This is a genomic window from Marisediminitalea lipolytica (assembly GCF_001758465.1).
GTDB classification, from domain to species: domain Bacteria; phylum Pseudomonadota; class Gammaproteobacteria; order Enterobacterales; family Alteromonadaceae; genus Alteromonas; species Alteromonas lipolytica.
Window position 1 is genome coordinate 275,377 of the sequence record NZ_MJIC01000014.1, and the last position, 22,575, is coordinate 297,951.

Here is a 22,575-nt window from a genome sequence, read left to right on the forward strand (position 1 = left end):
TTGTGTTGTGGGTATAGTCGGGGGGCAGGGCAAAAAAGTTTGCCCTGTTTTAAAATTAATTTAGCGTGGGCACCGGTAACAGCGGTGAAAGGATTTCACCAATCCGGCGGAACAGGCGCATACGGGTAGTGCCAGAGCGCCACACCAGACCGATTTCACGATAGGCATTATCTTCCGAGGGAAAAGACACCAGATTGGTATTGTTTAGCAGATTCTGATTAAGCGCCAGCTCCGGCAAAAAGGTATAACCCAGCTTGCTGTTAGCCAGTTGCACCAGGGTATACAGCGAACTGGCCGCCAGCGAACTGATTTGATCACTGTGCTGCAAATTACAGGCACTTACCGCATGGCCTGTCATGCAGTGTTCCTGCTGCAATAAAAAAATGCTCTTTTTCGGTAGATTAGTAATATCCAGCGGTTTAGGCAGTTTGCTGGCCAGCTCTTTGTGCGCAATTAAATGAAACGGATCGTGACCCAGTACCATTTGCTTGCATCCCGGCGTATCCATAGGCAGTGCCAGTACCAGCAAATCCAGGCTACCGTCGGTTAACTGTTGTAACAGGTTAGCGGTGGTATCTTCCTGCAGTTCCAGCTGAATTTCGGGTAAAAATGCATTAAAAGCGCCCAACATGGCTTCAAATAAAAATGGCGCAATAGTGGGAATAACCCCTAATTTTACTTTACCCCGTTGCCAGTTCCCCGCATTTTGCGCGTATTCCACCAGTTCGCCCGCTTCCTGCAAAATAACTTTGGCGCGCTCAACCACGTCCAGCCCCAGCGAGGTAAACACAAAGGTTTTGTGCTCCCGCTCCAGTAACTGACTACCAAAGTGCTCTTCCAGGTTTTGAATAGCGGTACTTAACGTAGACTGGCTCACGTTACAACGCTGCGCCGCCCGATGAAAATGTTGTTCCTGATGAAGGGTCACTAAATAATGAAGGTGTTTCAGGTTGGGCCATTTCATAGCGAATACTCGATTACTGTTTTAGTTTTTAATCTAGTATATAGATAAAAAGAGAAATTGCAGCTTTATGCGTACAGTTTTTTGTGCGTCGCCCATGCCCGATATGTTCACGTCGTCCCGGCCCATACTCTCGTCTTCCCGGTCCATATTCTCGTCGTCCCGGCCTTGAGCCGGGACCTCCCAAACAGGCTGACTACTCTTAAACAACTTTTTTCCCGTCATACCGGCCTCCGAGCCGGTATCTCCTGAATAGACTGATTACGTTAAAACCACGGTGATTTAGCCAGAGAAAGTAACCCAAGGAGATACCGGATAGCCGCAAGCGGCTTCCGGTACGACGGGGATGTTTTAGGTTTGTTGCACTGGCAAAGCGATACTGGGTAGCTATATCCCGTCGTCCCAGCCCACACTCACGTCGTCCCGGCCTTGAGCCGGGACCTCCCAAACAGGCTGACTACTCTTAAACAACTTTTTTCCCGTCATACCGGCCTCCGAGCCGGTATCTCCTGAATAGACTGATTACGTTAAAACCACGGTGATTTAGCCAGAGAAAGTAACCCAAGGAGATACCGGATAGCCGCAAGCGGCTTCCGGTACGACGGGGATGTTTTAGGTTTGTTGCACTGGCAAAGCGATACCGGGTAGCCATATCCCGTCGTCCCAGCCCACACTCACGTCTTCCCGGCCTTGAGCCGGGACCTCCTAAACAGGCTGACTGCATCAAAACTTCCGTCATACCGGCCCACATTCTCGTCGTCCCGGCCTTGAGCCGGGACCTCCCAAACAGGCTGGCTGCATCAAAAACTTCCGTCATACCGGCCCTCGAGCCGGTATCTCCTAAACAACATGGCTGCGGCAATAGGACCTTTTAACTAAGGCGTACATCCAAGGAGATCCCGGATATTTGCTATGCAAATTCCGGGAAGACGGGTTGTATTGAGTGTTTTAGGTGGCGGAAATACCGCATAGCCGCATGACGGAAGGCCAAACAGCACAGGCGGCGTGACACCCAATTACCCATACCGTCTTAACCGGTAATGTTGTACAGTATCCATTGTTAACAAAAACAGGACGATGCCTTAATTTAAGGGCAATAACAGCGGAAGCATGAATGTTCAACAATCTGCGCTTTTACTACGGTTTAAAAGTATTTGAGTTTTACCGGTGGTCGTTTGTGTTGGTGGTATCACTGATGCTGGCCGAAACCGCAGTAGGCTTAAGTTTACCGTATTTAATTGGTCAGCAATCCCAGGCATTCTTACAGGAAGTCACCAACCTCAACAGCAGTCACCTGAAATACCTGTACCTTTGGGTAGGCCTGTTTGCCGCTCAGGCCGTGTTACGTTTTTTATCCAGTTACAATGTTAACCTGGTGGGCGCCCGGCTTATGGCCGATTTTAGCTGCCGTCTGTACGATCATATCCAGGTACTGCCTATTCAGTACTTTCAGGAAAACAAACGCGGTGACGTGCTGTCTATGCTCACTAACGACCTGGCGGTTGTGAGCTTTTTTGTTTCCAGCGTGCTTACTAATTTAATCCCTAACGTATTGGTGCTAATTGGTGCATCGGTACTCATGTACCTGATAGAGCCCACCATTGCCCTGTTGATCTGCTTTTTAGTGCCGCTGATTTACGTCATTCTAAAAGTGGTTAGCCGTGGTATGCAGCCAATTTCCCGCCAACTGATGCAGCGCCAGGCCGATACCTTAGCTCAGGCCAGCGAGAACATAGGGGCTATCTCGCTCATTAAAGCTTTTAACAAAGAAGATGACGAGTCGACCAAGTTTCGTAATCGCACTAACGAAGTGCTGGCCTTAAGAGCTAAGCAGTTTAAATTACAGGCGCTGCTTTCGCCGCTTATTCAGTTTCTGGCCTCGTTGTGCATTATGGCGGTGGTTATTATGAGTGTGCTTAAATTTAACGCGGGCTCGTTAAGTATTCCGGACCTCATTACGTTGTTGCTGTATGGCATTGTGTTTACCCGGCCGCTGGGCTCGCTGGCCGGCCTATACGGGCAATTACAACAGGTGATTGGTGCCTCCGCCCGCCTGTTGCACGTATATCATTTAGAAAGTGAACCGCGGGATAACGGCGGCGAAGCTGTGCACATCAGCCAGGGTGATATTGTGTTTAACAACGTCACCTTTGGTTTTGCTCAGCGCGGCACTATTTTGCAGGACATCAGCTTTCACTTAAAACCCGGTCAGAACATGCTGATTTACGGCCAGAACGGCGGCGGTAAAACCACGTTGTTACACTTACTGATGCGTTTTTACGAGCCAGCCGGTGGCGAAATTCTAATAGACGGATACAACGTAAAACAGGCTACAACCCGCTCATTACGCGGTGCTATCGGGTTGGTTTCGCAGGATGTACTGCTGTTAAACGGCAGCATTTTCGATAACCTCACTTACGGACTGGTAAACCCGGTAGCCGACGAAGTGTATAAAGCCGCCAGCCAGGCAGGGCTGGACAGCATAATAATGCGTTTGCCGAATGGCTACGAAACCCAGGTAGGCGAGGGCGGGATAAGGCTTTCTGGTGGACAGCGCCAGCGTATTGCCCTGGCCCGCGCACTCTTGCTGGAGCCGAAAATTCTGCTGCTGGATGAGCCAACCTCGATGCTGGATGATCAGGGGCGGCTGAGCTTTAAAGAGGAATTTCATGGATTGTTTGCCCGGTTTACCGTTATCATGATCTCGCACGATCCCACTCTCTCAGACGTGGCAGATGTGGTTTACAAACTGGAAAACGGTACACTACAGCGCCAGCAATAATGGCCCGTAGATAAAAGGAGTAATACATGGCTGATTATCAGCTTAAACCCGATTTGCTATTGCAAAAAGTCGCAGACGAAATGGTGTTGCTGGAGCCAGAATCCGGTGAATATTTTACCCTTAACAGCGTTGGCGCTGACATGCTGGAGCTAATGCAACAAGGTAAATCAGGCGCAGAAATTGCCACTCAGATTGCCGAAGATTACGATGTAACCGCCGAGCAGGTTGCTACCGATTTTAACGACTTACTACAACAGCTGGTTAAGGCCAACCTGGCCGAACAGGTAAGTGATTAAGCCACTAAAACAGTTTGCCGCCCTAACCAAAGCCGAAAAACGCTGGTTTTGGCGGTGCTGGTGGCTGTTTGCCAAATGGCATTTAAAAATCCGCTTTCAGCCTTACCAAAAATGGAAAGAAGATATATTTGGTGGTGATAATAAAGAAAGTGAGCGATCGCTAACTTTGAGCATTGCCAGAGCCATACAACTCAGCGAAATGGCCGCTCGCAATCACATTTTTAAAATTAACTGCTTACGCCGCTGCCTGGTACAACAACAACTCCTCAGTCAATATGGCTTTAAATTACAGCTGCATTTTGGGGTAGCCAAAGAGCACAACAAATTAAAAGCCCACTGCTGGTTAACCCATAACGGCGCGCTAATCAACGACAGCGAAGACGTTGTCTCTACCTACACTGAACTCACCATGGCAGAACAACAAACCAGGCAAATTATCGGCGCGCTAAAGTAACCAAATCCCGACCCACATTTTCGTCCCGGCCCACACTCTCGTCGTCCCGGCCCACACCCTCGTCGTCCCGGCCCACATTCTCGTCGTCCCGGCCTTGAGCCGGGACCTCCCAAACAGGCTGACTACTCTTAAACAACTATTTTCCCTTCATACCGGCCCATTTATTTCAGTCATACCGGCCCATTTATTTCAGTCATACCGGCCTCCGAGCCGGTATCTCCCAAACAGTCTGACTGCGTTAAAACCACGGCGATTTAGCCAAAGCAGTTAACCCAAGGAGATACCGGATAGCCGCAAGCGGCTTCCGGCATGACGGGGACGTTTTAGGTTTGCTGTACTGGCCAGGTGATCCTGGCTTTTATCTCGTCGTCCCGGCCTTGAGCCGGGACCTCCTAAACAGGCTGACTACTCTTAAACAACTTTTTTCCCGTCATTCCGGCCCATTTATTTCCGTCATACCGGCCTCCGAGCCGGTATCTCCCAAACAGTCTGACTGCGTTAAAACCACGGCGATTTAGCCAAAGCAGTTAACCCAAGGAGATACCGGATAGCCGCAAGCGGCTTCCGGCATGACGGGGACGTTTTAGGTTTGCTGTACTGGCCAGGTGATCCTGGCTTTTATCTCGTCGTCCCGGCCTTGAGCCGGGACCTCCTAAACAGGCTGACTACTCTTAAACAACTTTTTTCCCGTCATACCGGCCTCCGAGCCGGTATCTCCTGAACAGACTGACTGCGTTAAAACTACGGCGATTTAGCCAAAGCAGTTAACCCAAGGAGATACCGGATAGCCGCAAGCGGCTTCCGGCATGACGGTAAGTTAGGAGGCTGATTTCTTCCGTCGTCCCGGCCTTGAGCCGGGACCTCCCAAACAAACTGACAACATCAAAACACCTCAATGATGTTGCTGGATCCAGCGCTGGGTAAGAATGGCGTACAGCAGATCCACATGCACATGGGCCACACTACCACTTACCGTTTTATCAAAAGCGTCGAGCAATTTAGCGTTATCAAGCAAGCCCATCTCTTGCAGGCGCGTATCGCAGAGCAATTCGCGTAAGGGCTTGGCATTATCTTTAACCAGTTGGCCAAAGTGATTATCAAATATCACTTTTTGCACGTCCCAGCACACACTGTCGGGTAAAATCTTGTCCATAGCGCTGCGCAACAGCCACTTAGGATAAGCGCCCCTGATCAGCTGCTTAGGCGGGATCGCAAAACTAAACTCGGCAATACGGTGATCAAAAAACGGGTGAGCCACTTCAATACCATACTGCCACGCCACCTTTTGATAAGAGCGCAACGAATTAAACGTAGACGTAGTTTTAAGCGCCTGGTAGCGGGCATGGCCAACCGGTTGCCTGCGCGGATGAAAAGGGTTTTCTACCACACCGGTTGCGCGGCAAAGCTCGGTAGCCTGAGCAGTCAGCCAATGCGGCTCATCACCCAGTTTGTGACCCTTTAGTTGCCGCCCTAAATTAATTAGCCACTGTGGCATCAGCGGCTTTAAAAACAATGAGCGCAGTACCGGCCAGTGTTTCATTTGCGTTTGCTTACAGGCTTTTAGTACTTCTGCCACCACCGCCAGTTCGCCCTGCTTTAAACGCTGCGTGTAAGCACTCGCATGGCCCCAACACATCTCGTCACCGCCGTTACCGGTTAATAACCGATGGCTGCCGGCGGCCTGGATCATTTCGCATTCCTGATGATACCGGGGGGAAAGCACCGTACCGGGCGAATCAAAATCCGTAGGGTACAGCGATAAAAAGTCGCGATGAGCGCCGGCATCCACCGTTACCTGGATAGGATCCGGTAAATTAAGGTGTTGGTACATGGCTTTAATATTGTCAGACTCATCACAACTGGCCGAATGACTGTACAGATGCGATAACGCCCGAACCTTGCGCTCAGGGCTTAACATTCGGTGGGCCAGTGCCGTAACCGAAGTTGAGTCCATGCCCCCACTCATCTGGCTAACCACTACCTCATCGGTAGGGGCAATATGCGAGGCTACCGCTTCGTTTAGCAGCTCGGCAAACTGCTCGCGATAGTCATTGTCGGTGTTAAGCGATATCTCAAAGCCGGGATCAATATCCCAAAACGAAGTGAGCCGGGTATCACCATTACTCTCAACGGTAAGCGAACAGCCAAGGGGTAAGGTTTGGATCTGCTGATATAAACTCAGTGCCGGATTTGGTGTACCAGCCAGCCAACATGCAAGCGCCGCCGGGTTTAGCTCGGGTTGTACCGGCATTAAACGGGCGATAAAACTGGCCTCAGAGCTAATTACCGAAACACCGCTAATTGTAGCGTAATATAAACAGTGCTGGTTAAGTGGATCGCGACTGGCAATAAGCTGCCCGGTAGTTTCTACCCAGCAAAACGCGCTATGTGCGCCTTTGATACAGCGGGATAAAGCGGCAGGGTTATCGCTGATTTGCTGGCTAAGCGCGGCATTTTCAGGGGGCTGGCAACTGCTAATTACCACATTGGCCGCGGCAAAACTAAACTGACTCACATCACGGGCCGCGCCAGGCGCCTTATTACCATAACAGCCAACCACACAGCGAGAATGTTGCCATAACAAGTTTAGTGGTACTAACTTGCTGGCTTTCTCAAACACTTCCCTTAATGAGTGGTGGTCTGACGCCACCATGGCAAACATCGCTGTCATATTTTTACGGCTATTCTATTCCATCATTTATGCTATTCACTATGCCTTTTAAAGGTATTACAGGCAAGTCAGCACAAGGGATTTGCTACGTACGGCCCAACGTACAATGCGAGTTTGCCCGGGCTTTAGCATAAGCAGGGATGATCCGCATTGGAGCGGATCTGCACAAATAAGGTGAAGCAACTGTTGATATTACCCTTATGGAAAATTTATTCATATTAAACAAGGTATTAGATACAAAATGGCGTATCAGGTGAGTGTAAGCAACAACACAAGCCAAATACCACACAATTAAAGTGCGATCTCAGTGCTAATTAATCGTTTTGTACATTCAAATTATAAGATCCAGGCCTGATTTATTGCGTTTGTCAGATAATTTTACAGGTTTTAACTTTATCGCACCCCAAACCATGCAGATCTAGTGTGTTAATCTGTAAATTGTTGATTTAGAAGTGATATGTTTTAAATGGTGCAGATGTTGCTCCACCCAAATTAACCAAAGGTTGGCAAAGTGTCGATATGCGATCGCATAATTCCAGCACTTTGGATCAGGTTTGCGCCTAATGATCTATTTATGCGAGAAGGTAGCGATAAGATACTAAAAATGTAACGGATTACATTAAAGTACGGGGAGCTAACTTAAATCAGCCAGGCTTTAAACCTTGTTAAAAACGCCAACCAGGCAAGCAATAACGGCGCTTTTTGGCCGTGTAAACAAGACTGCTTGTTGTTTAATTTACTGTTTTATATAGATTTACTATCTGATATCCTTTAAACGTGCTTTTGCAGGTACAGCACTAACGCAACCAAAAATGAACAAGTGAAAGCTTGTTTTACGTTGGGTACTTAACTTTGGCTATTTTGCGCCGTGCTGAAGCGTTATTGCTTGAAAAATATACAAAAAATGTCAGGCTAACATGTTTACCAGCGCTATGTTCGTTGGCATTAAACTTTAGTTTAAGTGTCGCGATTTTTTACAACTAGAAATGATCAAAGCGATCGTCATTTTTCGTGAAAATTAAATACCTAATAAAAACAGTGGTTTAATACCCTTTGCTATTTTAGGCATACAGGTTGCATATTACCGGGCGTAGTAGCAGTTTAATGGTTCAATAACTTCAAGGGATTTTCCAAATGAAGAAATATTTATTAGCAATGGCTATGGCGGTGGCAGCAAGTTTCTCTGCTAACGCGTCATACATCCAGGGAGTAACTGGTGCTGAATTAGACGGTATCCAGGTAACCGTAGAGTTTGAGAACGGTGGTATCGAATCAGCAACATGGGAAGCAACATCTGCCACTGGTGGTGGTGCTTGGGGTGATTCTGACTGGTTTGTAGTGGAAGACGGTGACACTTTTGGTGATTACGATTCGGCTACCGGTACTTACTATGGTTTGTTTACGTTTGTCTCTTTTGCGTTTGATGTAGTGTCTATCAAACTGGACATGCTGGGTTCTGACTTAGTATTCGACAGCGAATTCTTCGATGTATCGGGAAATGGTTCTGGTCCCGGCCGTGCGTTGGTTGTTGATTTCCCACAAAACGTAAACTACAACGTAGCTTACGACAACGGTGTTGAAGACGAACTGTTTCAAACAGTAACCATTACCGGCGACTTTTTAGCGCTAGTAGAATACGGTTTTCTGACTGACATCGATGCAATGGCTTCTGAAGTACCAGCGCCAACTGGTTTGGCTCTGCTGGGTCTTGGCCTTGTAGCCATGCGTTTAGCTCGTCGTAAATAATTGAGAAGGAACGAATTAATGAACACCAATACACAGCAAAGCAAAAAGCAATACGCTGCGCCAGTTCTTGAAAAGGCAGGCAGCCTTGCAGAACTTACTCAAGGTTTCGCTGGTAGTGTACCAGACGAACAGGGTGGCCAAACTAAGCGTAACCCTTTCCAAGGCTAATAGCGCCTTCGAGAAAATCCCCCAAAAAGCCCGGCTTGTACCGGGCTTTTTTATGTCCGGCTGCTTCCGACAAAAGCAATAACACTAAGCTTTTAAGCGCAACCTTCTGATTACCCTTCGATTTAGTTTGCACCGTCAACATTTTTTACAGTTAAATATACTGTATACATTAATCAATTCTTATGTTTGCTGGTTATCTGCAAATCCAGACAGGCACAAAGAGATAAGGCCGGTACAAAACAGGGATTACCGCTAAACAAAAGCGCTGTGTTTCAAAATTAATGAAAAACCAGCTAGTACCGGTCAAATTTACATAACCGACAGGGCAACAGAAGAAAACCCCAGCCTGGCCGCAACACCTTTAAGCTAAGGTGCTTTTGCCGGGTAACGGTACCGCATACTTACTATACAGCCAGATAAAAGGTATTTATCCCAATACGCAGCAGCGGCCCATAATAACCAACACTCCGGCGGATAAATGTACTATTACTCTACCAACCAAGCAGAGCCATGTTGAAAATGACTAAACAAACAGCAAAATCAGTAAAGCAATACGAAAAACCAGAGCTAGTGCACGCAGGTAGCCTGGCAGTATTAACCCAGGGCTTTGCTGGTAGCGTGCCCGACGAACAGGGCGGGCAAACCAAACGAAATCCGTTTCAAGGCTAAAGAGTAACTCCATGTGTATGTTGTTGCCCCGTTTTCGGGGCTTTTTTTTATCTGCGCTTTACACTCCGGGTGTTCTCAAGCATGCTTAGGTTATCTGAACAGGCAGTTATCTCCCGCACATGGAAACGGATCCCCAACAGGAACTCATCACTTTAAGCGCCGCACCACTGCATGGTGTAACGCTGAGTTTTACGCCAACACAAGCCACCACGCCTTATCAACTAAATGCAGACTTTGGTGCGGTAACACCAACCCAAAATCAACCGGTCTGGCAGTTAACCGACAAGGGCGAACGCTATCATTCCGTTATAAGCTTAAACACCTTACCAACAGGCTGGCAGTTATCGGTAGACTGCGAAGGGCAGGGCATTTTTGAGTTAAATCAGGATACACTCACCATTAACTGGCAGCCCGGCGGCACCGGCCCGGCGCATTATCTGCAAACCATGGGGATATCGCTGTACCTGGAACTTAAAGGCCACCTGTGTTTACACGCCAACACCCTGGTAAAAAACAATCAGGCTCACCTGTTTTTAGCGCCCAGCCGCACCGGCAAATCCACCCTAACGGCATTACTAACCACACTGGGTTACCAGTTAACCACCGACGATATGGCCGCGTTGTACCAAAACCCGCAAACGCCAACCCAATATCAGGTGTACCCAAGCTGGGCCAAAGTGCGCCTGTGGCCAGATAGCGCGCAATTACTTAAAGCACAACTCACCACCCAGCCGGTACAACAAAAAAAAGTGCACCAGCGTTTTGCCAAACAGGAAATAAGCTTTGCGCCACAAAACAGCCATACCGCCACTCCGGTAAAAGCCATGTACTACCTGAACAGGGTTGAACAACCAAACAATCAGCCAACACAAGACGTAACCATTACACCCATAGCCCCCAGTGCCGCCCTGATCATCCTGATGCAAAACAGTATGCTGGGCGATGCCTACCGCAGCCTGGGCATAGAAAAACAACGCATAACCGCGCTGGCGCAACTATTACAAAACGTACCCTTTTACAAAGTAACCTACCCAAGCGGCCTGGAACAGCTACCCGACATCGCCAAACAAATCGATACCCTGATTAGCTAGAAATAAAACGCCGACGCTACACCGTCATCCCGGCCCATTTATCTCGTCGTCCCGGCCCCCGAGCCGGGACCTCCAAAACAGAATAACTAACCCAAAACAACGAATACCGTCGTCCAAATCTCGTCGCCCCGGCCCATTTATCTCGTCTTCCCGGCCTTGAGCCGGGACCCCCAAAACAGAATAACTAACCCAAAACAACGAATACCGTCGTCCAAATCTCGTAGTCCCGGCCTATTTTCTTCGTCTTCCCGGCCTCCGAGCCGGGACCTCCAAAACAGAATAACTAACCCAAAACAACGAATACCGTCGTCCAAATCTCGTCTTCCCGGCCTTGAGCCGGGACCTCCCAAACAAAATAACTAACCCAAACTACAACCAAAACCAAACCACAGTTACTCAGCAAAATAGGCAAAACTTACCGGCTTAAACAAAAGTTCAAACTTTACAATTATGTAACATAAACTGGCACCCGCCTTGCTCCACTAAAACCAAACAATAAAAAGCAGTACTCTACTAATTCAACACATCAAAAAAAGTGTTTAAAAATAAAGCCGATACCTTAATAAATCATGGTTAAGCAATAACATAGCTAGGATTTATAAAAAAATTAGGTATAGTAAATCATTGGTGCAGTTGCACCACTATGGTGAGTAACCGAAGTGTCATTTTATTCAAATACAATCGAGTCTCATCAGAGTAAAATTAGTAGTAATTGGTCATTGCCAAAGGATGGGATTCAATGAGCGAAAGTGGCGGATTTATCCGTAACAATCTTAATCAGTTTGCGTTTATTTATCGACTGATTGATATTTTCATTATTCAAATTTGCCTAATCGTTGCCTCATATTCTTATCTGGGCAAATTCGATCTTAAGTACTTCGTATTTGGCTTAATCTCCAATATGGCGTATTTGTTCTTCGCCGAACTCTTTGTGCTCTATCGCTCCTGGCGTAACGGCTCCTATAAAGAAATGGTGTTTTACACGGTGTGCAGCTGGGCACTAACACTGTTTCCTCTGTTTGTATTTCTCTTCTTCACCAAACAAACCGAATACTTCTCGCGCGTAGTGTTGGGCCTGTGGATGGTTAGCACCGCAATTATGCTGTGCGCCTGGCGTGCCTTGTTCCGCCAGTTCTTAATCTCTATTCGCCGTAAAGGCTATAACACCCGTTCGGTAGGCATTATTGGCTTAACTAAGCGTGGCCTGGACTTAGCGCATGAGATTACCACTTATCCCGAAAGCGGTTACAAGTTAAGAGCCGTGTTCGACGAACGCGCGCCAGAACGCCTCGATCATAAATACATGGCTAAACTGGCTGGTGGTATTGCCGAGGGCGTTAAAATGGCGCAGGAAGGCGAACTGGAAATCCTGTTTATTGCCTTACCGCTTACCAATAAAGAACGCATAGAGAATATTCTGAAAGCCCTGGGCGATACCACAGTAGATGTACATATAGTGCCCGATGTATTTACCTTTAACCTGCTGCACTCAAGAATGGGCCACGTAGGCGAAGTACAAACCATCAGTATTTACGACAGCCCCATGCGCGGTGGTTATTCCATTATGAAACGCATGGAAGACGTATTCTTAGCGCTAAGCATTCTTACCGTAATTGCTATTCCTATGACAATAATTGCACTGGGAATAAAACTTACCTCACCAGGCCCGGTACTGTTTAAGCAAGACCGCTACGGTATGGACGGCAAAAAGATAAAAGTGTGGAAGTTCCGCTCCATGAAAGTAATGGATAACGGGGCAGTAGTAAAACAAGCCACCAAGGGCGATCCAAGAATTACGCCCTTTGGCGCATTCTTACGCAAAACCAGCCTGGACGAGCTGCCCCAGTTCTTTAACGTGCTCCAGGGCACCATGTCAGTTGTTGGCCCACGGCCACACGCAGTAAGCCACAACGAAGAATACAGAAAGAAGGTCGCCTATTACATGCTACGCCACAAAATGAAGCCAGGCATAACAGGCTGGGCACAAGTAAATGGTTGGCGCGGCGAAACTGATACCGTGGAAAAAATGGAAATGCGCATTAAGTACGATCTGGAGTATATCCGCAACTGGAGTATCTGGATGGATTTTAAGATTGTGATTTTTACGATATTTAAAGGGTTTGTGGGTAAGAATGTTTATTAAGGACGAATAATGAAGGTTTTAGTAACCGGTGCAGCCGGATTTATAGGGATGCATACAACGAAAAAGCTTCTGGATGAAGGTTACAACGTTATTGGGCTCGATAACATGAATAACTATTATGATCCCAAATTAAAAGAGTATCGTCTAAATCTTCTGACGCCCTATGACAATTTTAATTTTATAAAGATGGATCTATGCGACCGTGAAGGTGTAGCAAAATTATTCGAAAACGAAAAGTTCGATCGCGTTATCCACCTTGCAGCTCAGGCTGGTGTTAGATACTCAATAGAAAAACCTTTCGAATATACAGATAGCAACATAACAGGATTTCTAACAATTTTAGAAGGATGTAGAAATAGCGAGATAGACCATTTAGTTTACGCGTCATCTAGTTCGGTTTATGGAATGAATAAGAAAGTTCCATTTTCAGAAGATGATAGAGTAGATGAGCCAGTATCACTGTATGCAGCCACGAAAAAAGCTAATGAACTAATGGCTAAGACCTATTCTCATCTATATCAATTAAAGACTACGGGATTACGATTCTTTACAGTATATGGTCCTGCAGGTAGGCCAGACATGGCTCCTTGGCTTTTTACAGAGGCCATGTTGAAAGAAAAAACAATAAATGTGTTTAATAATGGAAATATGAAACGCGATTTTACTTATATCGATGATATAGTTGAAGGAATATTTAGAATACAAAATAAGCATGGAAGTAGTGCGACTAATTCAAATATATACAATATCGGCAATAGTAAAAGTATTCTTCTAATGGACTTCATTTCTGCATTGGAAAAACATACAGGTAAAAAAGCAAATAAAAACTTTATGTCTATGCAGCCTGGAGACGTAGAGCAAACATATTCAGATTCAACAAAACTCTATGATGAAGTTGGTTATCAACCAAGAGTTAATGTCGATGAAGGTGTTAAAAGTTTTGTGAATTGGTTTTTAGAATACACGAAGACTACAGCAGATGGTAAATGATATTGTTTTAATTCCAGGGTTTAGGAAATGTGGAACCACTTCTTTATACGACGTGTTGGCTAGTACGGAAAAATTTCGAATTTGCGATATAAAAGAACCGCAATTGCTGATAGCAGATAAGTTTAGAGAAGATATAAACCTATATACGGATAAATTTAAAGGAACTGAAGGTCCAATTATGGATGGTTCAACTTATTATATCTGGGAAGAAAAAGCTCTCGCATATGTAAAAGAAAACTTTAGCCAAGCAAAAGCGATAGTGATGATTAGGAACCCAATAGATAGATTTTACTCTGCCTATTATCACAATAAATTAAAGTATAGTAAGAGCGAATCAAGAACTATTAGTGAAGTCATAAAATGTTATATCGCTGAGAAAGAAAATGAAGATTACTTAAGGTCTATTCTAGACTTGAATGACTACGATTTTTTCAGGAGAAATGGACTAGCAAACTTTGACTTTAAAGAAAATGGCCTATTACCTAATTTCCTCTACATAAATGAAGGTATATATAGAGAAAAAATTAATAATTTAAAAAAAATTGGTATTGACTGTTTAGTAATTACATTTGAAGAATTTGTTAAGGAGTTTGATAATACAATGGAAACTATATCAAACTTTATAAATCTGAAGATAGATACAAATATTACACCTAAGAAGAGCAACCAAGCTACACAAAAATCTAAAGTTTTAATTTTTTTCAAAAAATATATTCCTGGAATTAAAAAAGTCATTCCTAGATTATTAAGGGATAAATTAGTTAAAAATTTTAGAAAAGAGATACAAACAGATAAAACTATAGATAGAGACTTACTAGAAAAAATTTATAGTTCAGAAGTGGAATATTGGAAGAAAAATCTCGATGGCGCAAAGAGATACTGGTGAATTATGAATAACAAACGACGAATAGCTTTCATAGTTCCAGAGTTCCCTTATGGTGGAGCAGAAAAACAAATTAGCTATCTTTATAAATATGTTAAAAAAAATAACTCTGATTCTAAGTTAATTGCGTCCAATTCTTCTGGTAATAGTGAATGTGAATCACTTGGGATAGATATTTTATTAAGTGGAGTAGAAAATAAGATTTTAAGAAATCTGATAAGGTTTTTTAATATTATTCGACTGATAATTAAGTTGTTGCAGGTAAAGTGTGATATTTATGTTTTCTACAATAAGTTGTACTTGCCTTGTGTTCCAATTTTGAAGATATTCAAAAGAAAGGTTGTTTATTCGGTACGTGAATACGACGAAACGATACTACTAGGATGGCGAAAAAAAATACTTGAACGTTGCAATTATCTATATAGTAATTCTCAGAGGATTGCTAACGAGCTCAATACTGCTGGCTTAAACTGCGAATTCATAAATAATTATTATGAATTTGGTGAGCCTTACTGGAAAAAAGAGAGTCAATCTATAGTATGCATTAGTAATGGTGAACCACATAAAAGAATCAAGGAATTGATAGAAGTAGTCGCAGATACTGAAAATATTGAGCTTCGTATTTTTGGGAAATTCAAGAACTCCAGATATAAAAAAGAATGTATTGATGCTGCAGCGAAGGCGAAAAATAGAATATTTATTATGGGTTACCAAGAACAGAATGTAATTAAAAATGAGATTAAACGCTCCGCAGCATTAGCGCATCCATCTGAAAAAGAAGGTACAGCTAATGCAATATTGGATGCAATAAATGCTGGTATTCCAATCGTTGTAGCTAATATTCCAGAAAACAAAGATTTAATAGGAAATGCGGATTGTTTTTTTGATGTGAATTCAAAGGAAAGCATGAAATCTGAGTTGATGAATGTGCTAAATCTTAGTGAAGTTAATTATGATAGATATAATATTGTCAAAAAATATAGCTCTTTGAATCTTCAAAAGATTGAGGAAAGGTTATATTTGTTATGATTAGAAATATTTCAATTTCTCATTTAATTGCACTCTACTTCGCATTAGCGGCTATATCATTAAGCCTTAACAACTTTATTGGCCTCCCCGGCGGAATCTCGTTGACTCAACCATTAGTGCTCTTGGTTATATTTATATTTGTGACTAGATTTATAAAAATTGGACTTTTATATCAAGAGCTTCTATTAGCAACTGTCATGCTGTTTTTTTTGGTGTTTTGCTTCTTTTATCAAGCAATTGTTTATAAGGAATTTTCTTTAGTTAAGCAGATGTTGTATTTTATTTTTTCTTTCTCTATTGCAAATATATTAGTAAAGGATAGAGAGGATTTAATTTCAAAAACGGTTTTGTATGTCAGCTTTTCGTTTGCAATTGTAGCATTTTTAAATTCCATATATTACATAATGTCCGGGGCCGAAAGAATCGGGCTTTCCTCTAGTTTAATTCTTGTTAAACAAGAGTTTACGGTAGTTTTTAGTATATTTATAGGTTATTTTTCTTACAAGCTTAGTATGTCAAGAGTGACGAAGATAGATTGCGTTGTTTTAATTTTGGTTTTATTAGCTTCACTGCTGATACCAATTAAATCTGTTTTATTCGTTTTAGCTGTCTTGTTAGCATCTGTCTACAAAAATAAAATATTAACTTGGTATGGTTTTTTTGGCGTTTTTATTGTTATTCCGTTGTATTTATTTTTGTTTACACCAGATTCATTAAGTATATTAATTAAATACTATGTTTATAATGAGTATCTTGATAAGGAGGTTTTTCGTCAATTAGATACTTTGATAATTCGAGAGATAATTGTAGTCGAAAACCTTAAAGGGCTAACTAGCTCTTTGGGAACTTTTATTTTTGGCTCCGGCTTTAATTTTACCGAAGGAATGATATATCAGTCAGAAAGTGGCTGGTATGAACAGGATTTAGGTCTCGCATTTGAAAGTGGTATCTTATTTTTCTTAGTTAACTTTGGCGTTCTAGGCTCATTGATGATGTTGTATCTTGGATTGAGACTTTTTAGAACACCTGCGGTTACCTTTTTTCAGTATTTATTTTTAGCTGTTTTAGTTTCAAACGTATTTCAAGATAATGTTGGTTCAATGTTTTGGTTTCTATTCGGATTAGCATGGTCTGATAAGATACGTTTCAGCAACAGTTATCACTTTATAAATGATATTGCAGGAGGCAGTGTTGCAAAAAGTTAACTTGTTTTTCGTTGGTACTGCAAAGAGTTCGACTACTAGCCTCTATCAGACTTTAATGGATTATAGTGATTTTAACTTGCCTATAGTGAAAGAGCCAAATTGTTTCAATATTGGGAGCTCACAGGTTCCGGGCAAAGGACCAGGTGATCAATATGCAACAGAGGTAATCAGAGACTTACGCAAATATGAAGAGAATTATAAGTCTAATTTACACGAAAAGTATAAATGCGACTTTTCTGTATCCTATCTATATGATAACTCAGCGCCTGATTTAATTAATAACTATAACCCAGAAGCAAAAGTAGTTGTAATTTTAAGGAATCCTATAGATCGAGCATGGTCACATTACCTTCATTTGGTCCGTGATTGTCGTGAGGAGCTTACTTTCGAAGAAGCTTTAAAAAATGAAAATAAAAGAATATTCGATTGCTACGAGTTCAGTTGGCATTACTTTAATCTTGGTCTTTATTCTACTCAAGTTGCAAGGTATAAAGAGATTTTCGGTGAAAGAGTTAAATTCTTTATATACGAAGAAATATTAAAAGATAATGAAGGTTTCTTTAAAGAGCTTTCGAGTTTTTTAGATATACCAGCGTTGCACGATGCTACATTTTCTAAACAACGATTCAATTCAACTGGATCAGTTAAACGCCCTTTTATTGCAGCCATTGTAAATAAGCCAAGTTATCTGAGAAGTATGCTAAGAGCTCTAGTGCCAAGGGGATTCGGTAGTAAATTGATGGAGTCGGTACGGAAATTCACTATGGACGATAAGAAACCTATTTTACCTGACGATGTAAAGAGTTCCCTCGCTGAAGCTTATTCGAAAGATATTGTTGAAGTAGAAAAATTATTAAACATTGATCTTGCTTTTTGGAAAGTCAAATGATCGCTGTAGATGGAAAATTTAAGCTCCAGAAGGTTACAGGCGTTCAGAGATACGCTCTTGAGATACTTAATGTATGGGAAAAAAATAACTATAACTATCAGCTTCTTACTCCTAGTATCAAACCAATCGGTTTGTGGGAACAATCATTAAGAACATCACATTCTAATTTGCTCTGGTGCCCAACAAATAGCGCCCCATTAATTAATACAAGGAAGATAGTTACCTTACATGATTGTGCGGTGTTTTATAACCCTAAATGGTTTTCGAAGAAGTATCGATATTGGAGAAGATTTGTAATTCCTAGAATTGCTAACAGCTCTCTGGGAATAATTACTGTATCTGAGTTTTCAAAAAAAGTTATATGTTCTGCTTTAGGTATTCAGCAAGATTTTGTAAAAGTAATTCCTAATGGGATCAATACAAAGTTCTTTCATAAAATAGATCAAAATATTTCACAGAACATTATAAATAAATTACAAATAAATAGCCCTTATTTGCTAACAGTTGGTTCAATGGATCCAAGAAAGAATATTTCCACGCTGTTAGATGCATGGGGTAAGTTCATGAAGCAATCAAATAAACTTTATAATTTAGTTGTAGTCGGTGGAAATAGTAAAAACTTCGAGGCTACTTTCAATCATAATGTTGAAAATGTAATTTTTACTGGATATGTAAACGATCAAGAACTAAAAGCTATTTATCAGAATGCTCATAGTTTTATTTATCCATCATTGTTTGAGGGTTTTGGATTGCCAGTTTTAGAAGCAATGGCCTTTGGCCTACCAGTTATTTCTTCAGATAGCACTGCTTTACCTGAGGTAGGTGGCGATAGTGTTTTATACTTCAACCCAAATTCCATTGATGAAATTTTAAATTCAATCATCGAGATTACTTCTAATACTGCATTACATAAGCAATATAGTGAATACTCTAAAGCTAGGGTGAAGAATTACTCTTGGGACGAATGTGGCGTCGAGACTTACAGATATTTAGAAGGATTTTTATAATGAAAGTGGCAGTTGTTCACGATTGGCTAACAGATGCAGGTGGAGCTGAATGTGTTCTTAGAGAAATTTTAGATATTTATAAAAATGCTGATATTTTTACTGTAGTGAACTTTATAGATTTGAAACACGCGGAGTATCTAAAAAAGCACAAAATATATACAAGCTTTATTCAAAAACTGCCATTTTCAAAAAGTAAATATAGACAATACTTACCATTGATGCCTTACGCAATAGAACAATTTGATCTTTCAGCTTATGATCTTGTTATATCAAGTAGTTATTGTGTAGCGAAAGGTGTAATAACTGGGCCAGATCAGCGCCATATTTGCTATTGCCATTCTCCTGTGCGGTATGCTTGGGACCTACAGCACCAATATCTAAAGGAAACAAATAAGGATAAAGGTCTGACTGGACTGTTAGCTCGCTATTTTTTACACAAAATTAGAATATGGGATATTAGGAGCTCATTTGGTGTAGATACTTTTATAGCTAACTCTAAATTCATAGCCCGTAGAATTGAGAAAACATATAGAAGAAAAGCGGAAGTAGTAAATCCACCAGTAGATGTTAAAGAGTTTAATCTAATAGAGGATAAACAAGATTATTATTTAACCTGTAGTAGGTTGGTCCCATATAAGAGAATTGATTTAATTGCGAAAGCATTTACTTTTATGCCTGAAAAGCGGCTTATTATAATTGGTTCAGGTCCTGACTATGAAAAGATTAAGAAAATAGCAACTAATAACATTGAATTGAAGGGGTATTTGCCGTTTAAGGATCTTAAATCCTTTATGGAAGGGGCTAAAGCGTTCATTTTCGCTGCTGAAGAAGATTTTGGTATTGTTCCAGTAGAAGCACAAGCTTGTGGAACTCCTGTGATAGCATATGGTAAAGGCGGTTCTTTAGAAACCGTAGTAGATGGAATAACAGGAGTTCATTTTTCGACTCAAAATGAAGATGCAATTATAGATGCAGTGAAAAGGTTTGAATCTCTGTCTTTCGATCATAAAGCTATTAGAAAGCATGCAGAAACATTTTCTATTCAGATATTTAAAGAAAAATTTTTAAATATAGTAAAGAATAATGACGGAAGAAATTGAAAATCGATTTTTAAATTTAACTGAGCTTGAAGTATTATTACTCAGTACAATTATTGATAGTTCGAAAACTAGTTCGAATTTTGAGGATTTATTGAAATATAAAAACGATTACTTCAAAAACGGATTACTTCCGTTATTGTATAATCAGTATGATTCAAATCTGGATAATGTTGAAAAATCATTAGCGAAGAAAATTAAGCAAGAAGCGTTACTAGTCGAAACATTAACTTTAAATGCTATTTCAACAATTTTCAGTCAAATTGAAGTTGAAGAAATAGTTATAATATTAATGAAAGGTTGGTGTTTAAAAAGAACTTTGTATACCGAAAGCTATTTAAGACCTGCTGCTGATATTGACTTACTTGTTAAGCATAGTGATTATGAAAAAACTAAAGAGATATTTTTAAAAAATGGATTTTTTATTGCTAACGGATGGCAGCCAGAACTCAGTAAGTTTCAAATATGTTTAAGGAAAAAGCTATACGACAACAATTATATTGAAGTTGATTTACACTATAAGTTTTGTCCTGATCCCAAAGTTTCTCGTGCAGTAGATTTCGACCTTCTTAGAAAACATTCCGTATTAGTCGACTATGGACCTTTTAAGTTGTTTGCATTCGATAGACCCATAGCATTACTTCATTCTATTATTCATTTGGCGTTACATATTAAAAATAAAGAAAATTATAAATTGATATGGTTTGTAGATATTTATATGTTAATTAATACCATGTCAACCAAAGAAAAAGATGTTTTTATTTCTTTAATAAATCAGACTGGTTTTACTAGTGTGACTGCTAATTTTTTGAATAATTGTGAACATTATTTACCTATGAAGTCGTTAGAAATGATGTCGCGAAGAATGAATAGTAGTCATTCGAAAAGATTTGATTACATTACACGACATGAGAGTCATACTTTTTTTAAAATTAAAAAGTATTATTTTCTATATAAGCTTGGAGGCTGGAAGTCAATTTTTCAAGTCTTATTCCCAAGTGTTAAGCATATGCAGAAAAAGTATGGTGATTTTCCGAGATACTTATTAATTTTTTTTTATATCAAACGAATTCTATTCGGACTGTTTCGATAGTTTTAATAGTAATATCATTTGTGGACTTCTAATTGTGAAAAAGACAAAACCTATCCCGAAGAAAGTGAAACTCGGCAATCCCAGAGTTAATTCAGTTTTTAATGAGAAAAAAGTCTGTTAGATATGAAGTTGTTTCCGAAGGTAAGGCCTGCTTCTAGATATTTTTTGCCTGGAATTTATGAACGGAACTTACCTATAAGGAAGTCGAAGAAATTGATTTTTAATATTTTTTCCAAGTATGGTGAATGTCAAGGATAATAAAATTTTATTTACGAATTATGGGATTCAGATACTTCGAACTATAACTACAAAATATGATAATAGTATTTTACAAAGTATTTTCTTTTCAGATATTCTTTTTATATTTTTAGGAACTATTTACAATGAGTAGAGTTAGACTACTGGAGCTAGATGCCCTAAGAGGAATCGCTGCGATAGCGGTAGTTTTTTATCATTATTTCTACAGGTATAATGTTTTATATGGCCATGAGGGAGTGTCCGTAGACTGGACTATTTATGGAAAGCACGGGGTGCAACTTTTTTTCGTAGTTAGTGGTTTTGTTATATTTTGGTCTTTAAACCGCACTCATAAACCTTTAGATTTTATAGTTTCTAGGTTTTCTAGACTTTATCCAGCTTATTGGTTTGCTGTAATCTGTACGAGTTCGTTTTTATTATATTTCGGGCTGGACGGAAGAAATGTCACACTATATGAGGTAATAATAAACCTAAGTATGATTCAAGAATTTCTAAGGGTTAAGCATGTTGATGGTGTTTACTGGACTTTAACAGTTGAATTAACTTTTTATTTTTGGGTTTTTGTATTTTTTATCTTTAACCAATTAAAGAATATAGCATATTTTTTAATTTTATTTTTGTTGATTTCAGTTTTATCCGTTTTGGATTTCTTGCCGCCTAACAACATAGTTGATAAGTTGCTCATAATGAAACATTTACCTTTCTTTTCCGTGGGGGTTTGCTTATATAGCTTCATTCATAAAGACTTTTCTGGAAAATGGTTGGCGTTGTTATTGATATCGCTTTCGACGGTATATTTTTACTATGACGTTTATTTGACGATTATGTTTTTATTTGTTTTTGCTGTTTTCTATTTGGCAATAGCAGGTCATTTAAAGTTTCTTATTTTTACCCCCTTTCTGTTTTTAGGAAGTATCTCTTATTCATTGTATCTTGTTCATCAGAATATCGGTTATTTAATTATAAATAAGTCTTATTTATATGGCCTTAGTCCGTATTTTGCTATTTGTATAGCTCTTTTTACTTGTTTAATGCTTGCAACATTAATCACTTATTTCATCGAAAAGCCAAGTTTGAAGCTCATGCGAAATTATTATTATAATAATATTAGAGGAAAACTGTAATTCATTTTTGATTCATGTT

At 40.9% G+C, this 22,575-nt stretch carries 20 protein-coding genes; 17 read left to right on the top strand and 3 right to left on the bottom strand.

Annotated elements, in window-relative coordinates:
- Positions 1-55: 55 nt before the first annotated feature.
- A complete protein-coding gene (locus BFC17_RS12295; protein WP_070176776.1) occupies positions 56-964 on the bottom strand; it encodes a hydrogen peroxide-inducible genes activator in 909 nt (302 codons plus the stop codon).
- 1,111 nt (positions 965-2,075) lie between these two features.
- On the opposite strand from BFC17_RS12295, the gene BFC17_RS12305 reads away from it, so the two are divergent.
- The 3 genes from BFC17_RS12305 to BFC17_RS12315 are packed head-to-tail and all read left to right on the top strand — an operon-like array spanning position 2,076 to position 4,493.
- Entirely contained in the window at positions 2,076-3,743 is a 1,668-nt protein-coding gene (locus BFC17_RS12305; RefSeq protein ID WP_070176778.1) for an ABC transporter ATP-binding protein, read from the top strand.
- Between the two features lie 26 nt (positions 3,744-3,769).
- Entirely contained in the window at positions 3,770-4,039 is a 270-nt protein-coding gene (locus tag BFC17_RS12310; RefSeq protein ID WP_070176779.1) for a PqqD family protein, read from the top strand.
- On the top strand, positions 4,032-4,493 hold the full coding sequence (locus tag BFC17_RS12315) for a lasso peptide biosynthesis B2 protein (RefSeq protein ID WP_070176780.1): 462 nt from the start codon (positions 4,032-4,034) through the stop codon (positions 4,491-4,493). Before BFC17_RS12310 ends, BFC17_RS12315 begins: the two co-directional genes overlap by 8 nt.
- Here the strand turns inward: BFC17_RS12315 and BFC17_RS22550 are convergent.
- Positions 4,474-4,629: a hypothetical protein gene (locus BFC17_RS22550; protein ID WP_175439564.1), complete on the bottom strand. Its 156-nt coding sequence runs from the start codon at positions 4,627-4,629 to the stop codon at positions 4,474-4,476. The two genes, BFC17_RS12315 and BFC17_RS22550, sit on opposite strands and share 20 nt — an antisense overlap.
- 756 nt (positions 4,630-5,385) lie before the next feature.
- Positions 5,386-7,164, bottom strand: a complete 1,779-nt coding sequence (locus tag BFC17_RS12320; protein WP_083271707.1) for a lasso peptide isopeptide bond-forming cyclase — start codon at positions 7,162-7,164, stop codon at positions 5,386-5,388.
- 1,134 nt (positions 7,165-8,298) lie between these two features.
- Between BFC17_RS12320 and BFC17_RS12325 the strand changes: the two genes are divergently transcribed.
- The 14 genes from BFC17_RS12325 (at position 8,299) to BFC17_RS12380 (ending at position 22,556) form a co-directional block, all read left to right on the top strand.
- Positions 8,299-8,910, top strand: a complete 612-nt coding sequence (locus BFC17_RS12325; RefSeq protein ID WP_070176782.1) for a hypothetical protein — start codon at positions 8,299-8,301, stop codon at positions 8,908-8,910.
- Positions 8,911-8,928: 18 nt separating this feature from the next.
- Positions 8,929-9,078: a lasso RiPP family leader peptide-containing protein gene (locus BFC17_RS22410; protein WP_139142068.1), complete on the top strand. Its 150-nt coding sequence runs from the start codon at positions 8,929-8,931 to the stop codon at positions 9,076-9,078.
- A gap of 519 nt (positions 9,079-9,597) precedes the next feature.
- A complete protein-coding gene (locus tag BFC17_RS22415; protein WP_244887050.1) occupies positions 9,598-9,747 on the top strand; it encodes a lasso RiPP family leader peptide-containing protein in 150 nt (49 codons plus the stop codon).
- A 119-nt stretch (positions 9,748-9,866) separates the two neighbouring features.
- On the top strand, positions 9,867-10,838 hold the full coding sequence (locus BFC17_RS12330; RefSeq protein WP_070176783.1) for a hypothetical protein: 972 nt from the start codon (positions 9,867-9,869) through the stop codon (positions 10,836-10,838).
- Between the two features lie 739 nt (positions 10,839-11,577).
- Complete coding sequence (locus BFC17_RS12335) at positions 11,578-12,981, top strand: undecaprenyl-phosphate glucose phosphotransferase (protein ID WP_083271708.1); 1,404 nt, start codon at positions 11,578-11,580, stop codon at positions 12,979-12,981.
- A gap of 9 nt (positions 12,982-12,990) precedes the next feature.
- Entirely contained in the window at positions 12,991-13,971 is a 981-nt protein-coding gene (locus tag BFC17_RS12340; RefSeq protein ID WP_070176784.1) for an SDR family NAD(P)-dependent oxidoreductase, read from the top strand.
- The gene (locus tag BFC17_RS12345) at positions 13,961-14,857 is read left to right on the top strand and encodes a sulfotransferase domain-containing protein (protein WP_070176785.1); all 897 of its coding nucleotides are present in this window, start codon (positions 13,961-13,963) and stop codon (positions 14,855-14,857) included. The genes BFC17_RS12340 and BFC17_RS12345 overlap by 11 nt, the downstream gene beginning before the upstream one ends.
- A gap of 3 nt (positions 14,858-14,860) precedes the next feature.
- Complete coding sequence (locus tag BFC17_RS12350) at positions 14,861-15,883, top strand: glycosyltransferase family 4 protein (RefSeq protein WP_070176786.1); 1,023 nt, start codon at positions 14,861-14,863, stop codon at positions 15,881-15,883.
- On the top strand, positions 15,880-17,088 hold the full coding sequence (locus tag BFC17_RS12355; RefSeq protein ID WP_070176787.1) for a hypothetical protein: 1,209 nt from the start codon (positions 15,880-15,882) through the stop codon (positions 17,086-17,088). Before BFC17_RS12350 ends, BFC17_RS12355 begins: the two co-directional genes overlap by 4 nt.
- Positions 17,075-17,977, top strand: coding sequence for a sulfotransferase (locus tag BFC17_RS12360; protein ID WP_070176788.1), 903 nt, complete (start codon positions 17,075-17,077; stop codon positions 17,975-17,977). The genes BFC17_RS12355 and BFC17_RS12360 overlap by 14 nt, the downstream gene beginning before the upstream one ends.
- Positions 17,974-18,984, top strand: coding sequence for a glycosyltransferase family 4 protein (locus BFC17_RS12365; RefSeq protein WP_070176789.1), 1,011 nt, complete (start codon positions 17,974-17,976; stop codon positions 18,982-18,984). The genes BFC17_RS12360 and BFC17_RS12365 overlap by 4 nt, the downstream gene beginning before the upstream one ends.
- Positions 18,984-20,084 carry a glycosyltransferase family 4 protein gene (locus BFC17_RS12370; RefSeq protein WP_070176790.1) on the top strand — a complete coding sequence of 367 codons (1,101 nt, stop codon included), beginning with the start codon at positions 18,984-18,986 and terminating at the stop codon, positions 20,082-20,084. The genes BFC17_RS12365 and BFC17_RS12370 overlap by 1 nt, the downstream gene beginning before the upstream one ends.
- Complete coding sequence (locus tag BFC17_RS12375) at positions 20,068-21,174, top strand: nucleotidyltransferase family protein (RefSeq protein ID WP_070176791.1); 1,107 nt, start codon at positions 20,068-20,070, stop codon at positions 21,172-21,174. Before BFC17_RS12370 ends, BFC17_RS12375 begins: the two co-directional genes overlap by 17 nt.
- Before the next feature lie 383 nt (positions 21,175-21,557).
- The gene (locus BFC17_RS12380; protein ID WP_070176792.1) at positions 21,558-22,556 is read left to right on the top strand and encodes an acyltransferase family protein; all 999 of its coding nucleotides are present in this window, start codon (positions 21,558-21,560) and stop codon (positions 22,554-22,556) included.
- Positions 22,557-22,575 lie beyond the last annotated feature (19 nt).

Coding starts and splice junctions, on each gene's coding strand:
- BFC17_RS12335 (WP_083271708.1), top strand. CDS start 11,578: ATGAGCGAAAGTGGCGGATTTATCCGTAACAATCTTAATCAGTTTGCG.
- BFC17_RS12370 (WP_070176790.1), top strand. CDS start 18,984: ATGAAAGTGGCAGTTGTTCACGATTGGCTAACAGATGCAGGTGGAGCT.
- BFC17_RS12325 (WP_070176782.1), top strand. CDS start 8,299: ATGAAGAAATATTTATTAGCAATGGCTATGGCGGTGGCAGCAAGTTTC.
- BFC17_RS22410 (WP_139142068.1), top strand. CDS start 8,929: ATGAACACCAATACACAGCAAAGCAAAAAGCAATACGCTGCGCCAGTT.
- BFC17_RS12375 (WP_070176791.1), top strand. CDS start 20,068: ATGACGGAAGAAATTGAAAATCGATTTTTAAATTTAACTGAGCTTGAA.
- BFC17_RS12340 (WP_070176784.1), top strand. CDS start 12,991: ATGAAGGTTTTAGTAACCGGTGCAGCCGGATTTATAGGGATGCATACA.
- BFC17_RS22415 (WP_244887050.1), top strand. CDS start 9,598: ATGACTAAACAAACAGCAAAATCAGTAAAGCAATACGAAAAACCAGAG.
- BFC17_RS12345 (WP_070176785.1), top strand. CDS start 13,961: ATGGTAAATGATATTGTTTTAATTCCAGGGTTTAGGAAATGTGGAACC.
- BFC17_RS12355 (WP_070176787.1), top strand. CDS start 15,880: ATGATTAGAAATATTTCAATTTCTCATTTAATTGCACTCTACTTCGCA.
- BFC17_RS12305 (WP_070176778.1), top strand. CDS start 2,076: ATGTTCAACAATCTGCGCTTTTACTACGGTTTAAAAGTATTTGAGTTT.
- BFC17_RS12350 (WP_070176786.1), top strand. CDS start 14,861: ATGAATAACAAACGACGAATAGCTTTCATAGTTCCAGAGTTCCCTTAT.
- BFC17_RS12380 (WP_070176792.1), top strand. CDS start 21,558: ATGAGTAGAGTTAGACTACTGGAGCTAGATGCCCTAAGAGGAATCGCT.
- BFC17_RS12295 (WP_070176776.1), bottom strand. CDS start 964: ATGAAATGGCCCAACCTGAAACACCTTCATTATTTAGTGACCCTTCAT.
- BFC17_RS12330 (WP_070176783.1), top strand. CDS start 9,867: ATGGAAACGGATCCCCAACAGGAACTCATCACTTTAAGCGCCGCACCA.
- BFC17_RS12310 (WP_070176779.1), top strand. CDS start 3,770: ATGGCTGATTATCAGCTTAAACCCGATTTGCTATTGCAAAAAGTCGCA.
- BFC17_RS12365 (WP_070176789.1), top strand. CDS start 17,974: ATGATCGCTGTAGATGGAAAATTTAAGCTCCAGAAGGTTACAGGCGTT.
- BFC17_RS12320 (WP_083271707.1), bottom strand. CDS start 7,164: ATGACAGCGATGTTTGCCATGGTGGCGTCAGACCACCACTCATTAAGG.